A 21,487-nucleotide genomic window follows, 5' to 3' on the forward strand; every position below is an offset into this window, starting at 1 on the left:
CGTGCCGGTCGGCGTCGGAGTGGGAGTCGGGGTCGGCGTGGGGGTGGGGGTGGGGGTCCGGGTGGGAGTGGGGGTGGGGCTTCCGGGGGTCCCGGCGCGCGCGTCCCGTCCTCGCCCGAGGCGCACAGCTCGCAGGCGGCGGCGGCGAGCGCGGCGGCGACCAGGCCGGTCGTGGCGAGCCGGCCACGGAGGAACCGCGCCAGGTCCTCCGGGCCGGTGATCGCCCCGATCCGCACCGCCTCCTCGGCTCCTCCCGAGTGGCCGTGGCCACCGGCGGGGAGCCGGGAGTCGGCGAGTAACAGCAGCGCCGCGTTCATGTCAGAACAGGAAGTAGCGCTGGGCCATGGGAAGTTCCTCGGCCGGGGCGGGCTCTATCAGCTCGCCCTCCACGCGGACCGCGAACGTGTCGGGGTCCACCTCGATCGCCGGGAGCGCGTCGTTGAGCGGCATGGACTCCTTCCCGCGCCGCCGCACGTCGGAGACCGGCACCAGGCGGCGGGCCACCCGCAGCCGGTCGGCCAGGCCGTCCTCGATGGCGAGCGGCGCGACGAAGTGCAGCGACGTGGCCGCCGCGGTGACCGGCGCCGCGCCGAACATCGGCCGGGGCATCACGGGCTGCGGCGTCGGGATGGAGGCGTTGGCGTCGCCCATCTGCGCGTAGGCGATGACGCCGCCCTTCACCACGAGCTGCGGCTTCACTCCGAAGAACGCCGGCTCCCACAGCACGAGGTCGGCCAGCTTGCCGACCTGCACCGAGCCGACGTGCTCGTCCAGCCCGTGGGCGACGGCCGGGCAGATCGTATATTTCGCGACGTAGCGCTGGGCGCGGAGATTGTCGGCCCGGCCGTCCCCGGGCAGGGCGCCCCTGCGCCTCTTCATCACATGGGCGGTCTGCCAGGTCCTGATGACGGTCTCGCCCACCCGGCCCATCGCCTGGGAGTCGGATCCGATCATCGAGATCGCGCCGATGTCGTGCAGCACGTCCTCGGCGGCCATCGTCGAGGGGCGGATACGCGACTCGGCGAAGGCCAGGTCCTCCGGCACCGCCGGGTTGAGGTGGTGGCAGACCATCAGCATGTCGAGGTGCTCGTCGAGCGTGTTGATCGTGTGCGGGCGCGTCGGGTTGGTCGAGGACGGCAGCACGTTTGCGTAGGCCGCGACGCGGATGATGTCCGGCGCGTGCCCGCCCCCCGCCCCCTCGGTGTGATAGGCGTGGATCATCCGGTCGCCGATGGCCTGGAGTGTCGACTCGACGAACCCGGCCTCGTTGAGGGTGTCGGTGTGGATGGCCACCTGCACGCCCGTGGCGTCGGCCACGCGCAGGCACGCGTCGATGGCGGCGGGCGTCGTGCCCCAGTCCTCGTGGAGCTTGAAGCCCGAGGCCCCGGCGCGCAGCTGCTCGGTCAGCCCCTCGGCGCTGACGGTGTTGCCCTTGCCCAGCAGCGCGACGTTGACGGGCATGCCGTCCATCGACTCCAGCATGCGCGCCAGATACCACGTGCCCGTGACGGTGGTGGCCTTGGTGCCCTCGGCCGGTCCGGTGCCGCCGCCGATGATCGTGGTGACGCCCGCCGCCAGCGCCTCGTCCACGATCTGCGGGCAGATCAGGTGGACGTGCGAGTCGATCGCCCCTGCGGTGAGGATCTTGCCGTTGCCCGCCAGGATCTCGGTGGAGGGGCCGATCACCAGGTCGGGGTGGACGCCGTCCATCGTGTCGGGGTTGCCGGCCTTGCCGATGGCGGTGATCCGCCCGTCCCTGACCCCGATGTCGGCCTTCACCACGCCCCAGTGGTCGAGGACGACCGCGCCGGTGATCACCAGGTCGGGGGCGCCCTCGGCGCGGGTGGTCCTGGCCTGCCCCATGGACTCGCGGATCACCTTGCCGCCGCCGAAGACGACCTCGTCGCCCGCGCCCGGCCCCCTGCTCAGATCGTCGGTGACCTCGATGAACAGGTCGGTGTCCGCGAGCCGGACGCGGTCGCCGGTCGTCGGGCCGTACAGCATGGCGTACCGGGAACGGCCGATCGTCGGCTCAGTCATGCGAACCCCCGTCAGGTGCGCGTGTGTCGAGGGGCCCGGCCCATTCGAGGCGCAGGCCGGGGACGATCCGGCGTCCGGCGATCGGCACGAGCGCCACGTCGCGCTCGATGCCGGGCTCGAACCTGATGGCGGTGCCGGCGGGCACGTCGAGCCGCCTGCCCCACGCGGCGTCCCTGTCGAAGGACAACCCCGGGTTGGCGGCGGCGAAGTGGTAGTGCGATCCGACCTGGATCGGCCGGTCGGCGGTGTTGACCACGCGGAGGGTCACGCGCTCGCGGCCCGGGTTCAGCGGGATGGGATCCTCGCCGAAGACGACCTCGCCGGGCACCATGGGCTCGGCGCTCACTGGATGGGCCGGTGGACGGTGACGAGCTTGGTGCCGTCAGGGAACGTCGCCTCGATCTGCACCGATTCCAGCATCTCGGGGATCCCCTCCATCACGTCTTCGCGGCGGAGGACCTTGCGTCCCGCCTCCATCAGGTCGGCGACGGTACGGCCGTCCCTGGCGCCCTCCAGGAGGAAGGACGCGATGATCGCGGTCGCCTCCGGATGGTTGAGGCGCAGCCCCCTGGCCTGGCGGTCTCTGGCGACGCCCGCCGCGACGTGGATGAGCAGGCGTTCCTGTTCGTGTGGGGTGAGCCGCATGGCCGGACACTAGGCAACGACCGTTTCCGTGACGTGACATCGGCATTTCCGCTGTGTGTCGGCCGTTCGCGGGGCGGGAGATCTCGTCCGCCGGCCCGGCGGGTGAATTCACGGCAAAGGCTCTCCGGCGGTGACGGGGCTTCCCGGAGTTCATCGCGGTGCCCGCCGGGCGCCTTATACGGCCATGCCGGCCGGACCCATCATGTTGTTTCGGTGATGACCCGGTAAACGGCAATTAACAACCGCGACCTCGGCGGGAAACCTCACTCGATCACCTTGGCGGCAGATGGGTCGGTGCGGGGGCCGTATCGGCAAGGAGGATTAATTGCGGAATTCAGCTTGGCGTATCGGGACCGCGATGGCGGTCCTGGCAACCGGGCTCGCGGCCTGTGGTGGTCAGTCCTCGACGACCACGGGCGGCACGACGGCGGCGGGAGGGGACTCCTCCACCACCAAGGTCGGCATCCTGCACTCCCTGAGCGGCACCATGGCGATCAGCGAGGTCACCGTCCGTGACGCGGAACTGCTCGCGATCGAGGAGATCAACGCCGCCGGAGGCGTGCTCGGCAAGAAGCTCGTGCCCGTGGTGGAGGACGGCGCGTCCGACTGGCCCACCTTCGCCGAGAAGGCCACCAAGCTGATCGCGCAGGACAAGGTCGCCACGGTCTTCGGCGGCTGGACGTCGGCGAGCCGCAAGGCCATGCTCCCGGTCTTCGAGAAGCGCAAGGCCCTGCTGTGGTACCCCGTGCAGTACGAGGGTCTGGAGAGCTCGCCGTACATCTTCTACACGGGCGCCACGACCAACCAGCAGATCGTGCCCGGCCTCGACTATCTCAGGGAAAAGGGCAAGAAGAAAATCTTCCTGGTCGGCAGCGACTACGTCTTCCCGCGTACGGCCAACAAAATCATCAAGGCGTACGCGGCGGCGAACGGAATGCAGGTTCTCGGCGAGGAATACACCCCGCTCGGCCACACCGAATACAGCACGCTCGTGAACAAGGTGGTCCAGGCCAGACCCGACGCGGTGTTCAACACCCTCAACGGCGACAGCAACGTGGCCTTCTTCAAGCAGTTGAAGAGCGCCGGGATCACCGCCGAGCGGATGCCCGTCATGTCGGTGAGCGTCGCCGAGGAGGAGGTCAAGGGCATCGGCGTCGACAACGTCGCCGGCCACCTGGTGGCCTGGAACTACTACCAGACCACCGGCAACCCGGCGAACAAGAAGTTCGTCGAGGCATTCAAGGCGAAGTACGGCGCCGACCGGGTGACCTCCGACCCGATGGAGGCCGGCTACAACGCCGTCTACCTGTGGGCCGAGGCGGTCAAGAAGGCCGGCTCGACCGACGTCGAGGCCGTGAAGAAGGCCGCGGGCGGCATCACCCTGGAACGGCCCGAGGGCTCCGTCACCATCGACGGCGAGAACCAGCACATGTACAAGACCGCCAGGATCGGCGTCGTCGAACCGGACGGCCAGATCAAGGAGGTCTGGAACTCCGGCAAGCCGATCAAGCCCGACCCCTACCTCAAGACCTACCCCTGGGCCGGTGGTCTCGCCTAGCGGCGAGGCGGCCCACATGAACGTGGCCGGGTCGAGGGGGAGTCTCCACCCGGCCACCCACGACGGGTCCGGAACGCGGGCGCGACCCGACCGCGGACATGACCGCGGCGCGGAGACGCGGCGCGGCCCGCGTTCCGGAACCGATCGAAGGGACCAGGGGACCAGGGGACCAGGGGCGAGGACAGGCACGAGCACGAGGAGAGCCCCATCAGCGACAGCGACAGCGACACGGCCGCCCGGCGGCCGGCGAAAGCGACGCGGCGAGCGGAGATGACGCGGCGGGCGAAAGCGACGCGGCGAGCGGAGATGACGCGGCGGGCGGAGACGACGCGGCGGGGGGACACGCGGGGAAGGGCGGGGGAGGTGAGGCCGCGATGGAGGCCATAGTCAACCAGCTTCCCATCGGGCTCTCGATCGGGGCGGTGCTGCTGCTCATCGCGCTCGGCCTGACCTTCACGTTCGGCCAGATGGGCGTGATCAACATGGCGCACGGCGAGTTCATCATGGCCGGCGCCTACACCGCGTACCTGCTCCAGGGCTGGGCGGGACGCCAGGCGGTGCTGGTGGCGCTGCCGGTGGCGTTCGGCGTGGCCGGGCTCATGGGCCTGATCCTGGAGCGCACCGCGATCCGGCACTTCTACGGCCGCCCCCTCGACACCCTGCTGCTCACCTGGGGCGTCAGCCTGGTGTTGCAGCAACTCGCGAGGGACCTGTTCGGCGCCCCCAACGTGCAGGTGCGGGCGCCGGCCTGGCTGCAGGGCGGCTTCGGCATCCTGCCGTACAACCGGCTCTTCATCTTCGCGCTGGCCGTCGCCAGTGTCGTGGCGATCTGGGGCTACATGAGCCGTACGTCCCAGGGGCGCCGCATGCAGGCGGTCATGCAGAACCGCCGGCTCGCCGCCGTCATGGGCATCGACACCGGACGGGTGGACCAACTCACGTTCTTCATCGGCTCGGGCCTCGCCGGCGTCGCCGGGGTCGCGCTCACGCTGATCGGTCCCGTCGGCCCCGCCCTCGGCACGTACTACATCGTGGACGCGTTCCTCGTCGTGGTCGCCGGCGGCCTCGGGCAACTGCGCGGCGCGGTGATCGCGGCGGCCGCGCTGGGGCTGCTCAACTCGTACGCGGAGTTCTGGACCGACGCCAGCCTGGCCAAGGTCATCGTCTTCGTGGCGATCATCGCGTTCCTCCAGGTACGGCCGCAGGGCCTGTTCGTGCTCAGATCGCGGGCGCTGACATGACCACGACCGTGCGCGACGTCGTCCGGCTCGCGCCGCCGGAGCCCGGCCGGCCCTGGCTCGCCCGGCTTCGCGGGCCGGCCGTGTTCGTCCTGATAGCCGTGGTGGCGCTTGTGGTGGTGCCGCTGGTGCTGGAGCCCTTCCGGCTCGGGCTCCTGGCCAAGTACCTCTGCTTCGGCATCGTGGCGCTCGGCATCGGGCTGGCGTGGGGCCAGGGCGGCATGCTCACCCTCGGCCAGGGCGTTTTCTTCGGGCTCGGCGGCTACGCCATGGGCATGTACCTCAAGCTCCACGACGCCGGGGGCGACCTGCCTGACTTCATGGTGTGGAGCGGCGTCGAGAGGCTGCCCGCGCTGTGGATCCCGTTCGAGAACCCGATCTTCGCCGTCGCCTTCGCCGTCATCGGGCCCGTCCTGCTCGCGGTGCTGCTCGGGTCGCTGGTGTTCCGGCAGCGCGTGCGGGGCGCCTATTTCGCGATCCTCACGCAGGCGCTGGCCGCCGCGATGGTCATCCTCCTGGTCGGGCAGCAGGGCCTGACCGGCGGGACGAACGGCCTCACCAACTTCTTCGACCTGTTCGGGCAGGACCTGGCCGTCGACGGCACGCAGCGCGGGCTGTACGTCGTCGTGGCGGCCGTCCTCGGTGCGCTGTACCTGGTGGCCTGGCAGCTCGTGCGGAGCAGGTTCGGCAGGCTGCTGGTCGCGATCAGGGACGGCGAGGACCGGGTGCGCTTCCTCGGGTACAACCCGGCGACCGTCAAGACCATCACCTTCGCCGTCTCGGCGGGCATGGCCGGCCTCGCGGGGGCGCTGTTCGTACCCGTCGTCGGCATCATCTCGCCCGCGCTGCTCGGCGTCGTGCCGTCCCTGGAGCTCGTCGTGGCGGTGGCGGTCGGCGGGCGGTTCTCGCTGGCGGGGGCCGTGCTCGGCGCGGTGGTCATGGGGTACGCCAAGACCTCCTTCAGCGAGGAGTTCGCCGACGGCTGGCTCTATCTTCAAGGAGCGCTGTTCATCCTGGTCATGACGCTGGCGCCCAAGGGCGTCCTCGGCCTGGCCGCGACCGTACGCGACCTGCTGCCGCCGAGGAGGGCACGCGCATGAGCGGCGCGCTGCTGGAGGTGAGGGACCTGTCGGTGGTGTTCGACGGGTTCCGGGCGATCGACGGGGTCGACTTCACGGTCGAGCAGGGGGAGCTGCGCTTCCTCATCGGCCCGAACGGCGCGGGCAAGACCACGCTGATCGACGTGATCACTGGTCTGACCAGGCCGGCCGGAGGCTCGGTGCGGTTCGAGGGCTGGGACCTCGTCGGGCGCAGGGAACACGAGATCGTCCGCATGGGGGTCGGGCGCACGTTCCAGACCTCGGTGGTGTTCGAGCAGCTGACCGTCGTGGAGAACCTCGACCTGGCCGCCTCGTTCCGCCGGCCGCTGTGGTCGCTGACTCGGCGGCGGCGCGGCGTGTCCGACACCGTCGCCGCGGCGATGGCGACCACCGGGCTCGACGCGCTCGCCGCCCGGCCGGCCGGGGTGCTGTCCCACGGCCAGCGGCAGTGGCTAGAGATCGGCATGCTCATCGCCCAGCGCCCGAGGCTGCTGCTCCTGGACGAGCCGGTCGCCGGGATGTCGGGGGACGAGCGGGCGCGTACGGGCGAGCTGCTCACCGAGATCGCCAAGGATCACACGGTCATCGTGGTCGAGCACGACATGGACTTCCTGCGGCGGTACGCGTCCCAGGTGACGGTGCTGCACGAGGGGAAGGTGCTCGTGGAGGGCTCCGTCGACCAGGTCAGGGCGGACCCTCGCGTCCAGGAGGTGTATCTCGGCCGTGCCAAGGAAAGGGGCGGGGGCCCGGCCGTGGGTTCAGGTGCGAGTGAGGGTGCGCGAACGGGCGCCGGTGCCGGTGCCGGTTCGGGCACCGGAGAGGTGGAGTGATGCTGTCGGTACAGGGACTGGAGTCGGGGTACGGCAGGGCGCGCGTGCTGTTCGGCGTGTCGTTCGACGTGCGGCCCGGCAGCCTGGTCTGCGTCATGGGACGCAACGGCGTGGGCAAGACCACGCTGCTCAACACCGTCATGGGGGTGCTGCCCGCCACGGCGGGCACCGTCACGTTCGAGGGCAAGGACGTGACGCGGCTGCGGCCCCACGAGCGGGTGCGGCTCGGCCTGGGATACGTCCCCCAGGGGCACGAGACGTTCCCGCAGCTCAGTGTGATGGGGAACCTCCTGGTGACGGTGGAGGCCTCCCCGCACAAGGATCCCACCGCGATCGAGGAGGCCCTCACGGTCTTCCCCCGGCTCAAGCCGCTGCTGAAACGGCGGGCGGGCTTCCTGTCCGGGGGCCAGCAGCAGCAACTGGCCATGGCGCGGGCCCTGGTCACCCGCCCCAAGCTGCTGATACTCGACGAGCCCACCGAGGGCATCCAGCCGTCGATCATCCTGGAGATCGAGGAGGCCATCGAGCATTTGCACGCCTCCGGGCTCGCCGTGCTCCTCGTCGAGCAGTACCTCGACCTCGCGCTCCGGCTCGCCGACCGCTTCATCATCCTCGACGCGGGCCACGTGGTACGCGCTGGCGGCGCCGAGGAACTCCACGAGGAGGAGGTCCACCGCCTGCTGGCCGTCTGACCCGTCAGGCCGGCGACCGCCCCGCCCGCTCGGTCTCGATGGCGAGGTGGGAGTAGTGGTAGTCGAACGCCGGGCGCTCGGAGCGGATCGGCGGCAGGAACAGGAAGTTGTGCCGGGGCGGCGGGCACGACGTCACCCATTCCAGCGAGTTGCCGAAGCCCCACGGGTCGTCCACGGTCACCTTCGGGGCGTGTTTCCAGGTGAGCCAGATGTTGTACAGGAACGGCAGCGTCGAGGCCCCGAGGATGAACGCGCCTATCGAGGAGACCAGGTTGAGGGTCGTGAAACCGTCGCTCGGGGAGTAGTCGGCGTAGCGGCGCGGAAAGCCTTCGGTGCCGAGCCAGTGCTGCACCAGGAAGGTGGTGTGGAAGCCGATGAACAGCGTCCAGAAGTGCCACTTGCCCAGTGTGTCGTTGAGCATCCTGCCGGTGAGCTTCGGCCACCAGAAGTAGAACCCGGCGAACATGGCGAAGACGACGGTGCCGAAGACGACGTAGTGGAAGTGCGCGACCACGAAGTAGGTGTCGCTCACGTGGAAGTCCAGCGGCGGCGAGGCGAGGATGACGCCGGTGAGCCCGCCCAGGAGGAAGGTGACCAGGAAGCCGACGGCGAAGAGCATCGGTGACTCGAACGACAGGTGACCCCGCCACATCGTGCCCACCCAGTTGAAGAACTTCACCCCGGTCGGCACGGCGATGAGGAACGACATGAACGAGAAGAACGGCAGCAGCACGTGACCGGTGACGAACATGTGATGGGCCCACACCGCGGCTGACAGTCCCGCGATGGCGATCGTCGCCCCGACCAGGCCTATGTAGCCGAAGATCGGCTTGCGGCTGAAGACCGGGAGCACCTCGGTGATGATGCCGAAGAACGGCAGCGCGATGATGTACACCTCGGGGTGCCCGAAGAACCAGAACAGGTGCTGCCACAGCAGGGCGCCGCCGTTCTCGGGCCGGAAGACGTGCGCGCCGAGCTTCCTGTCGATCTCCAGCACCAGCAGCGCGGCGGCCAGCACCGGGAAGGCCAGCAGCACGAGCACGCTGGTGAGCAGGATGTTCCAGGTGAAGATCGGCATGCGGAACATCGTCATGCCCGGGGCGCGCATGCAGATGATCGTGGTGATGAAGTTCACCGCGCCGAGGATCGTCCCGAGTCCCGACATGACCAGCCCGACGATCCACAGTTCCTTGCCGATCCCGGGTGAGTAGGTGTCGGTGGACAGGGGCGCGTAGGCGGTCCAGCCGAAGTCCGCCGGGCCGTCGGCGTTGAAGAACCCGGCGATGACGATCAGGCCGCCGAACAGGAACAACCAGTAGCTGAGCATGTTGAGCCGGGGGAACGCCACGTCGGGGGCGCCGATCTGCAGCGGCATGATCGCGTTCGCGAACCCGGCGAACAGCGGGGTGGCGAACAGCAGCAGCATGAGCGCGCCGTGCATGGTGAACAGCTCGTTGTAGTGCTTCTGGGTGACGAACTGGAGTCCCGGCTGGGCCAGCTCGGCACGGATGATCATCGCCATCACGCCCGCGAGCAGGAAGAACAGGAAGGACGTGACGAGGTAGAGGTTGCCGATGACCTTGTGGTCGGTGGTGGTCGCCCAGCCGATGATGATCTGGCCCTTGCGGACGGGCTTGCGGGGCTCCTCCGTCCGGGGTGCCTGGGTGGACGTCACGGGACCACCCCCTCATGGTCGCGTAGCGCTCGCACGACACACCCCCCGCCACGGACTGACAATCGTGCTACATGTGGTTGTAGTTCGATTACAGCCTGCTAAAGCCGCCTATTGGCGAAACGAGGGGCAAAGACCCGACCGCGGCGGCCACGCTTTCTTGACGAAACCCTGGCCGTCGTACGCGCTTGGGGCCGGGCTCACTGGTCGTAGCCCTCGACCTCGTCGACGGGGCGCGGGGTGGAGAAGTCGGGGTCCTCGCCGAACTCCCGGCGCGCCTTGCGCTGCCGCAGGAGGTCCCAGCACTGGTCCAGCGCCTGCTCCAGCTCGCTCACGCGGGCCTTCTCGTCGTCGGCGGACACCTCTCCCGTGCCGACCCGCTCACGCAGAAGGTGCTCCTCCGCGATGAGTTCCCTTATCTTGGTGAGGATCTCGCCATCCTGCATCTCGTGCCTCCTGTCTCCATTCGGAGCCTACGGGGTGAAGGGCGGCCGGCACCCGGCGAGGGCCGGTAGGGGTCCGACCCCCGTGATCGGCCGTCGCGTTCCGGTGACTCCCCGGGGTCTGCTACGGTCTGGGTATGCTGCGCGGGCTGCTTCTTAGCTGCCGCGGCGAGGGCCTGTAAGAGGCCGGCTCCCTCGCCGCGGAGCGAGCCATGCGCGTCGGCCGCTTGAGGGTTAATCCCGGTGGCGACCTCTCTCTGATTCGTCAGACCAGTTCAGGTGTGAAGTCCTGACGTGTGCCGCCCCGGTTCCGAAACCGATCAGGAGCACGCGATATGTATCCCCAGCAGCAGCCCAGCCCCATGCCCTTCCAGCGCTACGAGGCGTTCGCCCCCGTACGCCTGGCCGACCGCACCTGGCCCGACAAGGTCATCGAACGGGCCCCCCAGTGGTGCGCGGTCGACCTGCGCGACGGCAACCAGGCGCTGATCGACCCCATGGACCCCCACCGCAAGCTCCAGATGTTCGAGCTGCTGGTCCGCATGGGCTACAAGGAGATCGAGGTCGGTTTCCCCGCCGCCTCGCAGACCGACTTCGACTTCGTACGGCAGATCATCGAGGAGGGCCGCGTCCCCGATGACGTGGTGATCCAGGTGCTGACCCAGGCGAGGCCCGAGCTGATCGAGCGCACCTTCGAGGCGGTGCGGGGCGCCAAGCAGGCCATCGTCCACCTCTACAACTCCACCTCGACCCTGCAGCGCCGTGTGGTGTTCGGCCAGGACAAGGACGGCATCACGGCGATCGCCGTCGAGGGCGCGAAGCTGTGCAAGAAGCTCGCCGCCCAGATGGGCGACACCGAGATCTACTTCCAGTATTCGCCGGAGTCGTTCACCGGCACCGAGCTGGAGTACGCCGTCGAGGTCTGCGACGCCGTCAACGACGTCTGGCAGCCCACCCCCGACCGCAAGGTCATCATCAACCTGCCGGCCACCGTCGAGATGGCCACGCCGAACGTCTACGCCGACCAGATCGAGTGGATGCACCGCAACCTGGCCTACCGCGACTCGATCGTGCTGTCGCTGCACCCCCACAACGACCGGGGTACGGCCGTCGCCGCCGCCGAGCTGGGCTTCCAGGCCGGGGCCGACCGCATCGAGGGCTGCCTGTTCGGCAACGGCGAGCGCACCGGCAACGTCTGCCTGGTCACGCTGGGCATGAACCTCTTCAGCCAGGGCGTCGACCCGATGATCGACTTCGGCGACATCGACGAGATCCGCCGCGTCGTGGAGTACTGCAACCAGCTCCCCGTCCACCCTCGCCACCCGTACGGCGGCGAGCTGGTCTACACCGCCTTCTCCGGCTCCCACCAGGACGCCATCAAGAAGGGCCTGGAGGCGCTGGAGCGCGACGCGACGGCGGCCGGGGTGCCGGTCGACGACTTCGCGTGGGCCGTGCCGTACCTGCCGATCGACCCCAAGGACGTCGGCCGCACCTACGAGGCCGTCATCCGGGTCAACAGCCAGTCCGGCAAGGGCGGCGTGGCCTACATCATGAAGGCCGAGCACGGCTTCGACATGCCGCGGCGCCTGCAGATCGAGTTCTCCGGCGTCATCCAGTCCCACACCGACGCCGAGGGCGGCGAGGTCACCCCCGCCCAGATGTGGGACGTCTTCAGAGACGAGTTCCTGCCGAACCCGGCGAAGCCCTGGGGCCGCTTCGGCCTGCTCGCCCACCGCAACGTCTCGCAGGTCGACGAGAAGGACGCCATCAGCGCCGACATCCGCGTCGACGGCCAGATCCGCGAGATCGAGGGCGTGGGCAACGGGCCCATCTCGGCGTTCGTCGACGCGCTGAGCAGCGTCGGGGTCGAGGTGAGGGTGCTCGACTACACCGAGCACGCCATGAGCGCCGGCAGTGACGCCAGGGCCGCCGCCTACGTCGAGTGCCAGGTCGGCACCCAGGTCCTGTGGGGCATCGGCGTCGACGCCAACACCATCACCGCCTCCCTCAAGGCCATCCTCTCCGCCGTGAACCGCGCCTCCCGCCCCTGATCCCCGACCCCTGAGCCGGCGCCCTCTCCGTCATGGGCGCCGGCTCACCGCCTTCGCGTACGCGACGAGGACCCAAACCGTCCCATCTATTAGACGAATGGGATGGTTGTTAATTGCCAGTTTGATGCGGAAGGCCGCCGTGACGTAGTCCGTTCATGAGGAGGGCGAGCAGGCGGTCGGCTTGGGCGGAGCGGTCGGGGGTGTCCTGGGCGGCCCAGGCGATGGCGCCGACCATCTTCAGCACATCCGCTTCGTCCGCAACGGCGACGACCATGCCTGATTGCCGCGCCCGTGCCAGCAACGCGGCCCCTACCTCGAACATTTCCGCATGCCAGGTCGATACCAGGCCATTCCCGTGGTCGAGCGCCGAGTTCATCACCGCGGCCGCCAGGCCCCGATAGGTCAAGGCATGCGTGAGCGCAGCACGCAACCACGTGGACAACGCGTCGAACTCGTCCTCGGCTGACAGCAGCCCGCGACCAAGGTCGACCAACCCGGCTATCTGCTCGGCGAGGACAGCCTCGATGAGATCCAGCCGAGCGGGAAAATGCCGATACAGCGTCCCGCTGGCCACTCCTGCCCGCCGAGCGATCTCGTCCAAGGAGGCGTCCACGCCGAACTCGGCGAACGCAATTCGCGCCTGCTCGACCAACTGCTCGTAGTTACGTCGGGCGTCTGCTCGCCTCGGACGCCCGGCACGCGACCGCGATTCGTGGCCTGCCAGCGCAATCACCACACCCTTGCTAACCGGGGACACAGTCCGCTACCGTGCCCCCATCTAACCGGACCATGCCTCACTTTACTGGCACGGCTCACCCCGAGCATGGAGGGGCCACCCCAATGGCGCTGACGGAACACGACCGGATCGACATCAACGACCTGATCAATCTCCATGGCCACCTCACGGACGCGGGCGAGCTGGACCGAGCGGGTGAGCTGTTCACCCCAGATGTCACCTATGACCTGGACGACTTCGGCCTCGGCTCGTTGCACGGGACCGCGGCCATACGTGAGGCCGCGCTCGCATTGGGCGACGCCAACCCGGTCGGCCACCACGTCACCAACATCGTGATCACCGAAATCGACGATCGCTCGGCGCGGGTCCGATCCAAAGGAATCGGCATCAAGGCCGACGGAACGGCCGGCAGTGTCGTCTACGACGACATCGTCACGCGCCAACCCGGCGGCTGGAAGATCAGCTATCGCAGGATAACCGCCAGGCGAGCGGCGCTCGGCGAGCAAGAAGCCGGTCCGCGTGAGGTTCTGGAGCGTTGGCGAAAAGCCTCTATCCGCCAGTCCGCCCATGACATGGGCCGTATGTACGCGGTCGACGCGGTCCATGAGTTCCCGTTCACACGCCCGGGCGTGCCGTCCCGGCTTGTGGGCCGGGACGAGATCGTGCGTTGGACAGCCGCAGTGTGGAAGACCAACACGTTCAAGTACGAGCGTTACCGCACCCTTGCCATCTACGACACCAACGATCCAGACACGATCATCGTCGAGCAGGAAGCCCTCGGGACCAGCGCGTCCACCGGCGAGTTCGCGCTTCCCAACATCGTTGTGCTCACCGTGCGCAACGGGCAGATCGCCCATCTGCGCGACTACGTCAACATCCTGGCAGCCGCAGCCGCCATGGGGCGCGATATGTAAAGGCTGAAACCGTACACGGAACCGAACGTGAGACGGGTGAGCGCGTCCAGTTGGTCAGCCCTGCGCGGGCCACACCTGTCCTGCTAGGTGGATCGACACATGCGTCTAGCATGTCGGCAGAGTAGCGTCCAACGTGCCAGCAGACCTCCGGCCAAAGTGGCAGTAACCTTGCGACCAGCGTGCCAGGAAACCGGCGGCCAACATGTCGTTGGAGGGTCCACTGTGTCATGCTGACCTGGTGGTCATCCCTTCGCAGACCCCTCTCGGCAGGGTTGTTCCTCGGCACGCGAGTGTGGCTGTCGGGGAGGCCCTGGCCGATACCCGCGTCGTGCTCGTCAATGGTGTGCGCCAGTGTGGCAAGAGCACATTGGTCCGGCTTCTGGCCAAGGACCGTGCGGCCGAGTGGCGCAATCTCGACACGCCTGTGGTTCGGCAGGCCGCCCTCACTGATCCGGCCGGTTTCGTCGCCTTCCCGGAACTCATGGTGATCGACGAGATCCAGCGGGTGCCCGATCTGTTACTGGCCATCAAAGAGCAGGTGGACACCCACCCGCGGCCAGGTCGTTATCTGCTGACCGGATCAGCGCGAGTGCTGGGCCTAAGGGCGCTTCCGGATCTACTGCCCGGCCGGATGGAGACCATCGAGCTCTGGCCCTTCTCTCAGGGCGAGATCGAGGGCACCGCCGACGGCTTCGTGGACGCCCTCTTCGCCGAGGGTGAGCGTCTCAGCCACACGTCGGCGGTCACGCGCAACGAGTACGCGGAGCGGATAGTCAGAGGGGGTTTTCCCGAGGCTGTCGCTCGATCGAATCCTCGGCGGCGAGAGCGGTTCTTCGACTCGTACGTGTCCGACCTCATCGCACGAGACGTGAGCCAGTTGGCGGAGATCGAACGAGGACCGCAGATGCGTGCCCTCGTGCGGCTGCTGGCCGCGCGGTCGGGTCAGCTTCTGGTCGCCAACGCGATGAGCACCGCCGCCGGGCTGTCCGCGACGACTGTCCATCGTTATCTGGCGCTGCTCGACGAGGTGTTCCTGACCAAGCGCATCCCCGCGTGGTCACGCAACATCAGCAGCCGTGCGATCAGTACACCGAAGGTCGCGTTCGTGGATTCGGGGGTGGCCGCGAACCTTCTTGGCGCCGACTCCAGGAGCTTGGTGCGACCAGAGGGTCTGTTCGGCCCCCTCCTTGAAGGGTTCGTCCTCATGGAACTGGCCCGCCAGCTGACCTGGTCCGAGCAGCGCGCCGAGTTGTTCCACTATCGCACCAAGGACCAGGTCGAGGTGGATGCCGTCCTGGAGAACCGCCAGGGCCAAGTGATCGGCATCGAGATCAAAGCATCATCGACCGTTCGGTCCGACGACTTCAGGGGGCTGCGACACCTGGCCGATCGCCTTGGTGATGACTTCATCGTCGGAGTCGTTCTTTACACGGGCACGCAGACCCACCCCATTGGCGATCGGATGCGCGCCATGCCGGTGAGCGCCCTCTGGGAAGGGCTCTGAGCATGCCCATCCGGTCGGACCCGGCCCCGATTCGTGACTCTCCGTGTTCGTGGTGTCACACTCCTTCTTGATCGTTTTTATCAGGAGGAGAAGGCATGATCCATAAGAGTGTGAAGTCGTGCGCCGCGGTCGTCCTGGGCGCGGGTCTGCTCGTGGCAGGCGCCACCTCCGCCGACGCGGCGGCTCCCGCCTCCCGGCGGAGCCTCGCGGGCCCGGTCCGGTCGCTGCCGCCCCAGCGGAACGTCCCCGACCTGGACGCGCCGGGCCCGGCCAAGCCCGTCTCCTATCCGCCGGACGGCCAGACCCGGCGACGGCCCGGCTACCTCACCATCCAGGCCCCCGCGCACACCCGTATCGTCGGCCTGAACCTGCGTTGCCCGGGGGCGGTCTGCCCGGACACGATCGCGCCCGACCGCAGATCGGCCACCGCCCAGCTTCGCGCCGGCACCTGGACCTTCGTCCGTCCCCTGGACGTGCAGATCGCGGCGGACGGTGACGCCCCGCTGGCCGGTGGCCGGTTCAGCGGCACCTTCACCCTGGACGGGGCCGTCCAGCCGCTGACGGTCATCATCAAGCCCGGCACGCAGGGCGCCTTGTCGGCGTATCTCAGGAACAGCGGCGGCACCGGGGTCAGGGTGGTCTTCCTCGACCACGGCAGCGCGACGGAGGCCTCAGGCCTCCAGGCGGAGGACGTCATCACGTCCTTCGACGGGGTGCGGACGCCGACGATCACCGAGCTGGACCACGCGCTGAGGGGCAAGCGCGCCCGGGCGACGTTTCCCGTCACCGTCATCCGGAGGGGTGCCGTGGTGAACCTCCAGGTCACGCTGGACCAGGAGGGCTAGTCACCCGCCGGAGGAGGCGCCGCGGTCCAGGCCCAGCAGCCGGGCCTGGACCAGGGCCGTGTGGTCGAACGTCGCGTCGCGGTCCTCCTCGATGACGCCCTTGTACATGCCGAACAGCTCGAAGCTGACCACGCCGTAGATGTAGGTCCAGGACTCCAGCGCACGCAGGATGAGGTCGTCGGGGAGGTCGACGAACAGGGCCTCGCGCAACCGCGCGGCGTCGGGCGCGAAGGAGGCGGGGGCGGGCGGGAGCCCGGCCATCGGCGACAACTCGCCCGCCACGTGGGCGTCGCGCAGGATGGCCCCCATGACGATCCCGTCCCGGGCGGCCGGCGCGGCGGTGTCCTGGGGCGCGACGTAGCCGGGCACCGGCGAGCCGTGGATCAGCGCGTACTCGTGCGGATGGGCGAGCGCCCAGGTGCGTACGGCCCGGCAGGCGGCCATCCAGCGGTCGAGGTGACGGTCGCGGGGGCACGCCGCGTCGGCCTGCTCGACGGCGGTGCCGACCGCGTCGAACGCCTCGATGATGAGCGCGGTGAGCAACTCGTCGCGGCTCGGGAAGTAGCGGTAGATGGCCGACGACACCATGCCCAGCTCCCGGGCGACGGCCCGCAGGGACAGCCCCGCCGCCCCCTCGACGGCCAGCTGGCGCCGCGCCACATCCTTGATCTCACTGATCAGCTCGGCACGGACACGTTCGCGCGCGGTACGGCTGGCGTTCATCCTCCCCACGCTACCAGAGCACTGACATGAAACGAGAGCGACGATCCCGAGACGGAGCGGTCCGGCCGTACCTGGACCCACCGGAAGGATCGGTCCGGATCCTTCCGCCAGAGAGACCGGCTTGTCGACGGTTCAGTCACGGCGGATGGTTGAGGGTCCTGGCGGGTCGGTGCGGGATCTGCCCTGACGATCACCAGCTCCGGCGCACGATCTTCTCGGCCCTTGGGCCCGGCGACCCTGGCCCGTAAGCTCGGAGCCGTCTCCCGCAGGTGACGAGAAGGAGCGCCCCATTTCCACCCCGCCCAGCTTCGCGGATTTGCTGCGCCACCATCGGCACGCGGCACGTCTCACACTGGAACAGCTCGCCGAGGCATCGGGGGTCAGTGCCCGGACCCTGTCGGACATGGAGCGCGGACGCAGCACAGGACCCCAGCACCGGACCGTCACCGCTCTGGCGCAGGCGCTCTCGCTCGGGGAGGACGACCGTACGCAGCTCATCGATCTGGCCCGAGAGGGCCGGCTAAGGGATCACTGGACGCGTCCGACCGGCCTGTGTGAGCCGCCTCGGACGGTTGACGACTTCACCGGCCGTGCCGGGGAGCTCGCCTGGGTGGAGGACTTCGTGCGCGCCGGCGACACGCCGGGTGCCGCCGGCGTCGCCCTCATCACCGGCTCTGCCGGTCTGGGCAAGACCACGTTCGCCGTCCGCGCCGCCCATGTCCTGCGGCCGAACTTTCCGGACGGAGTGTTCTTCGTCGACCTGTTCGGCATGTCTCCCCGGCCTGTCTCCGCGTACGACGCCCTGACGCAACTACTCCGTGCGCTCGGCACCGCCGATCGGCACATGCCCCACGACCCCCTGGAGCGCGCCTCGTTATACCGGTCGCTGCTGCGGGAGCGGCGCGCCCTGGTCGTGCTCGACAACGCCGGGTCGGAGGAGCAGATACGCCCGGTCCTTCCAGGCAGCGGCCGAAGCAGAGCGTTCGCGACGAGCCGGCGGCTGCTGGCCGGTCTGGAGGGTGTCCACAGGCTGAGTCTCGGCCCGTTGCCGCCGGTGGAAGCGGCCGAGTTGCTGACGGGGATCTTGGGCAAGCGTGGTTACTCGGACGGCGGAGCGGCGATCAGCGAGCTTGCTCAGCTGTGTGGCGGCCTGCCGCTGGCCCTGCGGATCGTCGGGAACCGGTTGGTCAGCCGGCCTGGCTGGCATGCCGCCGACTTCGTCGGCCGGCTGGCGGATGAGGAGCGGCGCCTCGACCAGCTCAGAGCCGGTGACCTCAAGATCGCGACCGCGTTCGGGATGTCCTACGAGCAACTCGCGGTGCCCGCGCGGCGGGTCTTCCGCCGGCTGGCCCTGGTGCCCGGCCGGGACTTCGACGCCGCCCTCGCCGCGGTGCTCGGCGGCGTCTCGGTCGAGGATGCCTGGGACGCCCTCGACGAGCTCGTCGACCTCGGCCTGCTGGAGGACGGCGCGTCGGGCCGTTACCGCTTCCACGACCTGGTCCGGCTGTTCGCCCGCGATCGGCTGCACGCGGAGGAGACCGGGGCCGGGCGCGACGCGCTCGCCGAGACGATGACGTCGTGGCTGCTGCGGATGGCCACCATGGCGGGGCGGTGGTTCGGCCCCCAGCCTGACCGTCCCGGCCGGTCAGATGCCGATCTGGAGGATTTCGCCTCCGCCGAGGAGGCCGAGCACTGGCTGCGCGTCAATGCGGACAACTGGCTGGGCGCGCTGCGGTACGCGTCAGGGGCGGCCCGGCACCTGGACGTCCTGGACTGCGCCGAGTCGATGCACTGGTTCTCCGACCGATGGATTCACGGGCCGCATTGGCGGGAGGTCTTCACGCTCGGCGCCGAGGCCGCCGCCGCACTCGGCGACACGCCGCAGCACGCCACGCAGCTCAACTATCTGGCCTGGGTGCACCTGGTGCCGCCCGTCGACCTGGAAGCCACGATGCGATACGCGGCCGAGGCGCTGGACCTCGCCATCCGCAGCGGTGCCACAGCACAGATCGCCTGGGCGCACCAGTACGCGGGAACGGCGCTGCTGCACCTTGGACGGACCGGCGAGGCCTTCGACTCCCTGACGAAGGCCTCGGAGATGTTCAAGGCCGACGCCGACATCGACGCCTACTGCCAGAGCCTGAGCAATCTCGGCGACTGCCTGGTCAGCGACGGACGCCATGAGGCGGCGCTGGAGCATCTCCTCATGGTGCGCGCCCTGCTGGACGACGAGGACTCGGGGATGTCACCGGACATCGTGTCGCTCACCCGGCCTCAGGTGCTGGCCCGCGTCGGCCAATGTCTCGGGCGGCTCGGCCGCAGGGCCGAAGCGATCACCACGCTGACCGAGGCGATCGCTCTCATGGAGCCGTTCCAGATGTTCGGTTCACAGGCGCGCGCCCTGGAGACACTCGCGGCCGTCCTCGCTGAGGACGGCCGGACCGAGGAGAGCAGCCAAGCCTACGCGCGTGCGGCCGAGGCGTTCGAGGCGATCGGTGACGCGGGGCCGGCCGGGCGCTGCCGCGACCTGGCGGACGCTCTTCGCTGAGCCGCCCAGAGCCGGTCGTCTCGGGATTTCTGCGTGCTGTTCTGCGTGGTCCGCGATCGTCCACGCGACTTGAATGAAGCACATTGAACAGGCATCGGGCCTGTTCGGCCAGCGCAGGAGCGACCATGACAACCATCACGAACATCGTGCTCGTGCACGGCGGCTTCGTGGACGGGTCCGGGTGGCAGGGCGTCTACGACGACCTCGCCACCGACGGCTTCCAGATCCGGATCGTCCAGAACCCGACCCTGTCGCTCGACGGTGACGTCGCCGCGACCCGCCAGGTCCTGGACGCGCTGGACGGCCCGGCCGTGCTCGTCGGCCACTCCTACGGCGGGGTCGTCATCAGCGAAGCCGGCACCCACCCCAACGTGGCGGCGCTGGCGTACATCGCGGCGTTCGCGCCCGACAAGGGCGAATCGGTCTCCACGCTCATCGCCGACCCGCCGCCCGGGGCGCCGGTTCCGCCGATCCTGCCCCCGCGCGACGGCTTCCTCTACCTCGACCGTGACAAGTTCCACGGCGCGTTCGCCGCCGACCTGCCCGCGCGGACGGCCGCGTTCATGGCCGACGCTCAGGTTCCCTGGGGTGTGGACGCCCTCGGCGGAGCGGTCACCGAGCCGGCCTGGCGGCACAAGCCGAGCTGGTACCTCGTGGCCATCGACGACCGCATGATCCCGCCGCCGGCTCAGCGCGCCATGGCCGAGCGCGCCGGAGCGTCGGTCGTCGAAGCCGTCGGCAGCCATGCCGTCTACGTCTCCCAGCCCGCCGTGGTCGCCGACCTCATCCGCCAGGCCGCCGCCTGACCGCCGAATCGACGTGACGCTCGTCGACAACCCGCGCCGCCGCTTCAGCCCAGGCGCGACCCCCTGAGTGCTGCCCCGGGAATCCCGGGGCAGCACTGTCCATGTCAGGAGCCCATGTGAGCCCCGCCTCCGACCCGTTGCTGCCCGGTACACACACCATGAGCGTTCAGGGCGTCCTTCAGCGCTTCCACGTGGCGGGCTCCGGCCCGCTCTGCCTCGTCCATTCCGGCGGGCCCGGGATCGGCTGGGAGTACCTGCGGATGCCGGAACTGGAGCAGCATCTGACGCTGGTCTACCTGGAGCCGATCGGAACCGGCGGATCGGGACACCTGTCCCGGCCGCAGGACTACCGCATCGACACCTACGCCCATTTCCTGCACGGCGTCGTGGAGCATCTGGGCGCGCCGAGACCGTTCCTGCTCGGCCACTCCCACGGCGGACTCGTGGCGCAGCGCTACGCGTTCACCCACCCCACCGTCCTGGCGGGCCTGATCTTGTACGACACCTCGCCACGCACGGGGGAGGAGTTCTGGAACCAGGCGCTCAGCAACCTCGACCTCCTCCCGGAGCGTCACCCCGGCCAGCCTGAGGCGGCCGGTATCCCGGAGGCTTTCCGGAAGACCTTGGCCGCCACCGACAACGAATCCTGCACCCAGGGTCTGCGTGCCGTCCTGCCTGCCTACTTCGCCGACTACTGGGCCCACGAGTCCGACCTGGCCCCCATCCGGGCCACCGTGCGCGCGTGGGTCGACCCGATGCGCGCCGGGGAGGACCCCTTCGACAGCCGCGACCGGCTCCGCGACATCACCGCGCCCACCTTGGTCATCAGCGGGGGCCACGACTTCGTCTGCGGACCCGTTTGGGGACGGCTGCTGCACGAGGGCATCGCGCGCTCTCGGTTCGTCCTGCTGAAGGACAGTGGCCATCTGGGGCATCTCGAAGAACCCGGGGCTTTCACCTCGGCGATCGTCGATTTCGTCCTCGGTGCCGGCCGGCCGGTGGATTCCCGCACGCCGGCTCCATCTGCGGCGACTTCTGGTCGTTCGGCTGCTCGGCCCTGGATCCAGCGGACTCGATGATCCATCGCTCGTGAGGAGAGCGTTGGGTTAATTCGAGAGCAGTGCTCTTGACTACACGTGCTC

19 protein-coding genes and 1 pseudogene are annotated in these 21,487 nt (G+C 69.1%); 12 read left to right on the forward strand and 8 right to left on the reverse strand.

Features of this window, described 5'->3' with window-relative positions:
• From AB0B89_RS01145 to AB0B89_RS01160, 4 genes and pseudogenes are all read right to left on the reverse strand, one after another.
• Positions 1-317 (reverse strand): annotated as a pseudogene (locus tag AB0B89_RS01145) (hypothetical protein); the annotation flags it as partial.
• A 1-nt stretch (position 318) separates the two neighbouring features.
• Positions 319-2,040 carry an urease subunit alpha gene (locus AB0B89_RS01150; RefSeq protein ID WP_358546285.1) on the reverse strand — a complete coding sequence of 574 codons (1,722 nt, stop codon included), beginning with the start codon at positions 2,038-2,040 and terminating at the stop codon, positions 319-321.
• A complete protein-coding gene (locus tag AB0B89_RS01155) occupies positions 2,033-2,371 on the reverse strand; it encodes an urease subunit beta (protein WP_358546515.1) in 339 nt (112 codons plus the stop codon). Before AB0B89_RS01155 ends, AB0B89_RS01150 begins: the two co-directional genes overlap by 8 nt.
• 11 nt (positions 2,372-2,382) lie before the next feature.
• On the reverse strand, positions 2,383-2,685 hold the full coding sequence (locus AB0B89_RS01160) for an urease subunit gamma (protein WP_262842735.1): 303 nt from the start codon (positions 2,683-2,685) through the stop codon (positions 2,383-2,385).
• 358 nt (positions 2,686-3,043) lie between these two features.
• On the opposite strand from AB0B89_RS01160, the gene urtA reads away from it, so the two are divergent.
• The 5 genes from urtA to urtE all read left to right on the forward strand — a co-directional run bounded on the left by urtA (position 3,044) and on the right by urtE (position 8,103).
• Positions 3,044-4,243, forward strand: coding sequence for an urea ABC transporter substrate-binding protein (gene urtA, locus AB0B89_RS01165; protein ID WP_358546289.1), 1,200 nt, complete (start codon positions 3,044-3,046; stop codon positions 4,241-4,243).
• A 374-nt stretch (positions 4,244-4,617) separates the two neighbouring features.
• The gene (gene urtB, locus AB0B89_RS01170; protein ID WP_358546292.1) at positions 4,618-5,484 is read left to right on the forward strand and encodes an urea ABC transporter permease subunit UrtB; all 867 of its coding nucleotides are present in this window, start codon (positions 4,618-4,620) and stop codon (positions 5,482-5,484) included.
• A complete protein-coding gene (urtC, locus tag AB0B89_RS01175; RefSeq protein ID WP_358546295.1) occupies positions 5,481-6,581 on the forward strand; it encodes an urea ABC transporter permease subunit UrtC in 1,101 nt (366 codons plus the stop codon). The genes urtB and urtC overlap by 4 nt, the downstream gene beginning before the upstream one ends.
• Positions 6,578-7,411 carry an urea ABC transporter ATP-binding protein UrtD gene (gene urtD / locus AB0B89_RS01180; RefSeq protein WP_358546297.1) on the forward strand — a complete coding sequence of 278 codons (834 nt, stop codon included), beginning with the start codon at positions 6,578-6,580 and terminating at the stop codon, positions 7,409-7,411. The genes urtC and urtD overlap by 4 nt, the downstream gene beginning before the upstream one ends.
• Positions 7,411-8,103 carry an urea ABC transporter ATP-binding subunit UrtE gene (gene urtE, locus AB0B89_RS01185; protein WP_358546299.1) on the forward strand — a complete coding sequence of 231 codons (693 nt, stop codon included), beginning with the start codon at positions 7,411-7,413 and terminating at the stop codon, positions 8,101-8,103. The genes urtD and urtE overlap by 1 nt, the downstream gene beginning before the upstream one ends.
• 4 nt (positions 8,104-8,107) lie before the next feature.
• Here urtE and ctaD read toward each other — a convergent pair whose 3' ends face one another.
• Complete coding sequence (ctaD, locus tag AB0B89_RS01190) at positions 8,108-9,778, reverse strand: cytochrome c oxidase subunit I (RefSeq protein ID WP_358546302.1); 1,671 nt, start codon at positions 9,776-9,778, stop codon at positions 8,108-8,110.
• 197 nt (positions 9,779-9,975) lie between these two features.
• Positions 9,976-10,221, reverse strand: a complete 246-nt coding sequence (locus AB0B89_RS01195; protein ID WP_358546304.1) for a DUF2630 family protein — start codon at positions 10,219-10,221, stop codon at positions 9,976-9,978.
• Positions 10,222-10,553: 332 nt separating this feature from the next.
• Here AB0B89_RS01195 and leuA point away from each other — a divergent pair, with 332 nt between their 5' ends.
• Positions 10,554-12,269, forward strand: coding sequence for a 2-isopropylmalate synthase (gene leuA / locus AB0B89_RS01200; protein ID WP_358546306.1), 1,716 nt, complete (start codon positions 10,554-10,556; stop codon positions 12,267-12,269).
• 109 nt (positions 12,270-12,378) lie between these two features.
• Here leuA and AB0B89_RS01205 read toward each other — a convergent pair whose 3' ends face one another.
• The gene (locus AB0B89_RS01205) at positions 12,379-12,921 is read right to left on the reverse strand and encodes a helix-turn-helix domain-containing protein (RefSeq protein ID WP_358546308.1); all 543 of its coding nucleotides are present in this window, start codon (positions 12,919-12,921) and stop codon (positions 12,379-12,381) included.
• Positions 12,922-13,109: 188 nt separating this feature from the next.
• Between AB0B89_RS01205 and AB0B89_RS01210 the strand changes: the two genes are divergently transcribed.
• From AB0B89_RS01210 to AB0B89_RS01220, 3 genes are all read left to right on the forward strand, one after another.
• Positions 13,110-13,919, forward strand: a complete 810-nt coding sequence (locus tag AB0B89_RS01210; protein WP_358546310.1) for a nuclear transport factor 2 family protein — start codon at positions 13,110-13,112, stop codon at positions 13,917-13,919.
• Positions 13,920-14,211: 292 nt separating this feature from the next.
• On the forward strand, positions 14,212-15,423 hold the full coding sequence (locus AB0B89_RS01215) for an ATP-binding protein (protein WP_358546313.1): 1,212 nt from the start codon (positions 14,212-14,214) through the stop codon (positions 15,421-15,423).
• Positions 15,424-15,518: 95 nt separating this feature from the next.
• Positions 15,519-16,268: a PDZ domain-containing protein gene (locus AB0B89_RS01220; RefSeq protein ID WP_358546316.1), complete on the forward strand. Its 750-nt coding sequence runs from the start codon at positions 15,519-15,521 to the stop codon at positions 16,266-16,268.
• On the opposite strand, the gene AB0B89_RS01225 is transcribed toward AB0B89_RS01220, so the two are convergent.
• Complete coding sequence (locus AB0B89_RS01225) at positions 16,269-16,991, reverse strand: TetR/AcrR family transcriptional regulator (protein WP_358546319.1); 723 nt, start codon at positions 16,989-16,991, stop codon at positions 16,269-16,271.
• 316 nt (positions 16,992-17,307) lie between these two features.
• Here AB0B89_RS01225 and AB0B89_RS01230 point away from each other — a divergent pair, with 316 nt between their 5' ends.
• The 3 genes from AB0B89_RS01230 (at position 17,308) to AB0B89_RS01240 (ending at position 21,424) form a co-directional block, all read left to right on the forward strand.
• Complete coding sequence (locus AB0B89_RS01230) at positions 17,308-19,539, forward strand: helix-turn-helix domain-containing protein (protein WP_358546322.1); 2,232 nt, start codon at positions 17,308-17,310, stop codon at positions 19,537-19,539.
• Positions 19,540-19,664: 125 nt separating this feature from the next.
• Positions 19,665-20,345: an alpha/beta hydrolase gene (locus tag AB0B89_RS01235; RefSeq protein ID WP_358546324.1), complete on the forward strand. Its 681-nt coding sequence runs from the start codon at positions 19,665-19,667 to the stop codon at positions 20,343-20,345.
• A gap of 116 nt (positions 20,346-20,461) precedes the next feature.
• On the forward strand, positions 20,462-21,424 hold the full coding sequence (locus AB0B89_RS01240; RefSeq protein ID WP_358546327.1) for an alpha/beta hydrolase: 963 nt from the start codon (positions 20,462-20,464) through the stop codon (positions 21,422-21,424).
• Positions 21,425-21,487 lie beyond the last annotated feature (63 nt).

Origin of the sequence: Sphaerisporangium sp. NPDC049002 (assembly GCF_040649355.1) — a bacterium.
GTDB lineage: Bacteria > Actinomycetota > Actinomycetes > Streptosporangiales > Streptosporangiaceae > Sphaerisporangium.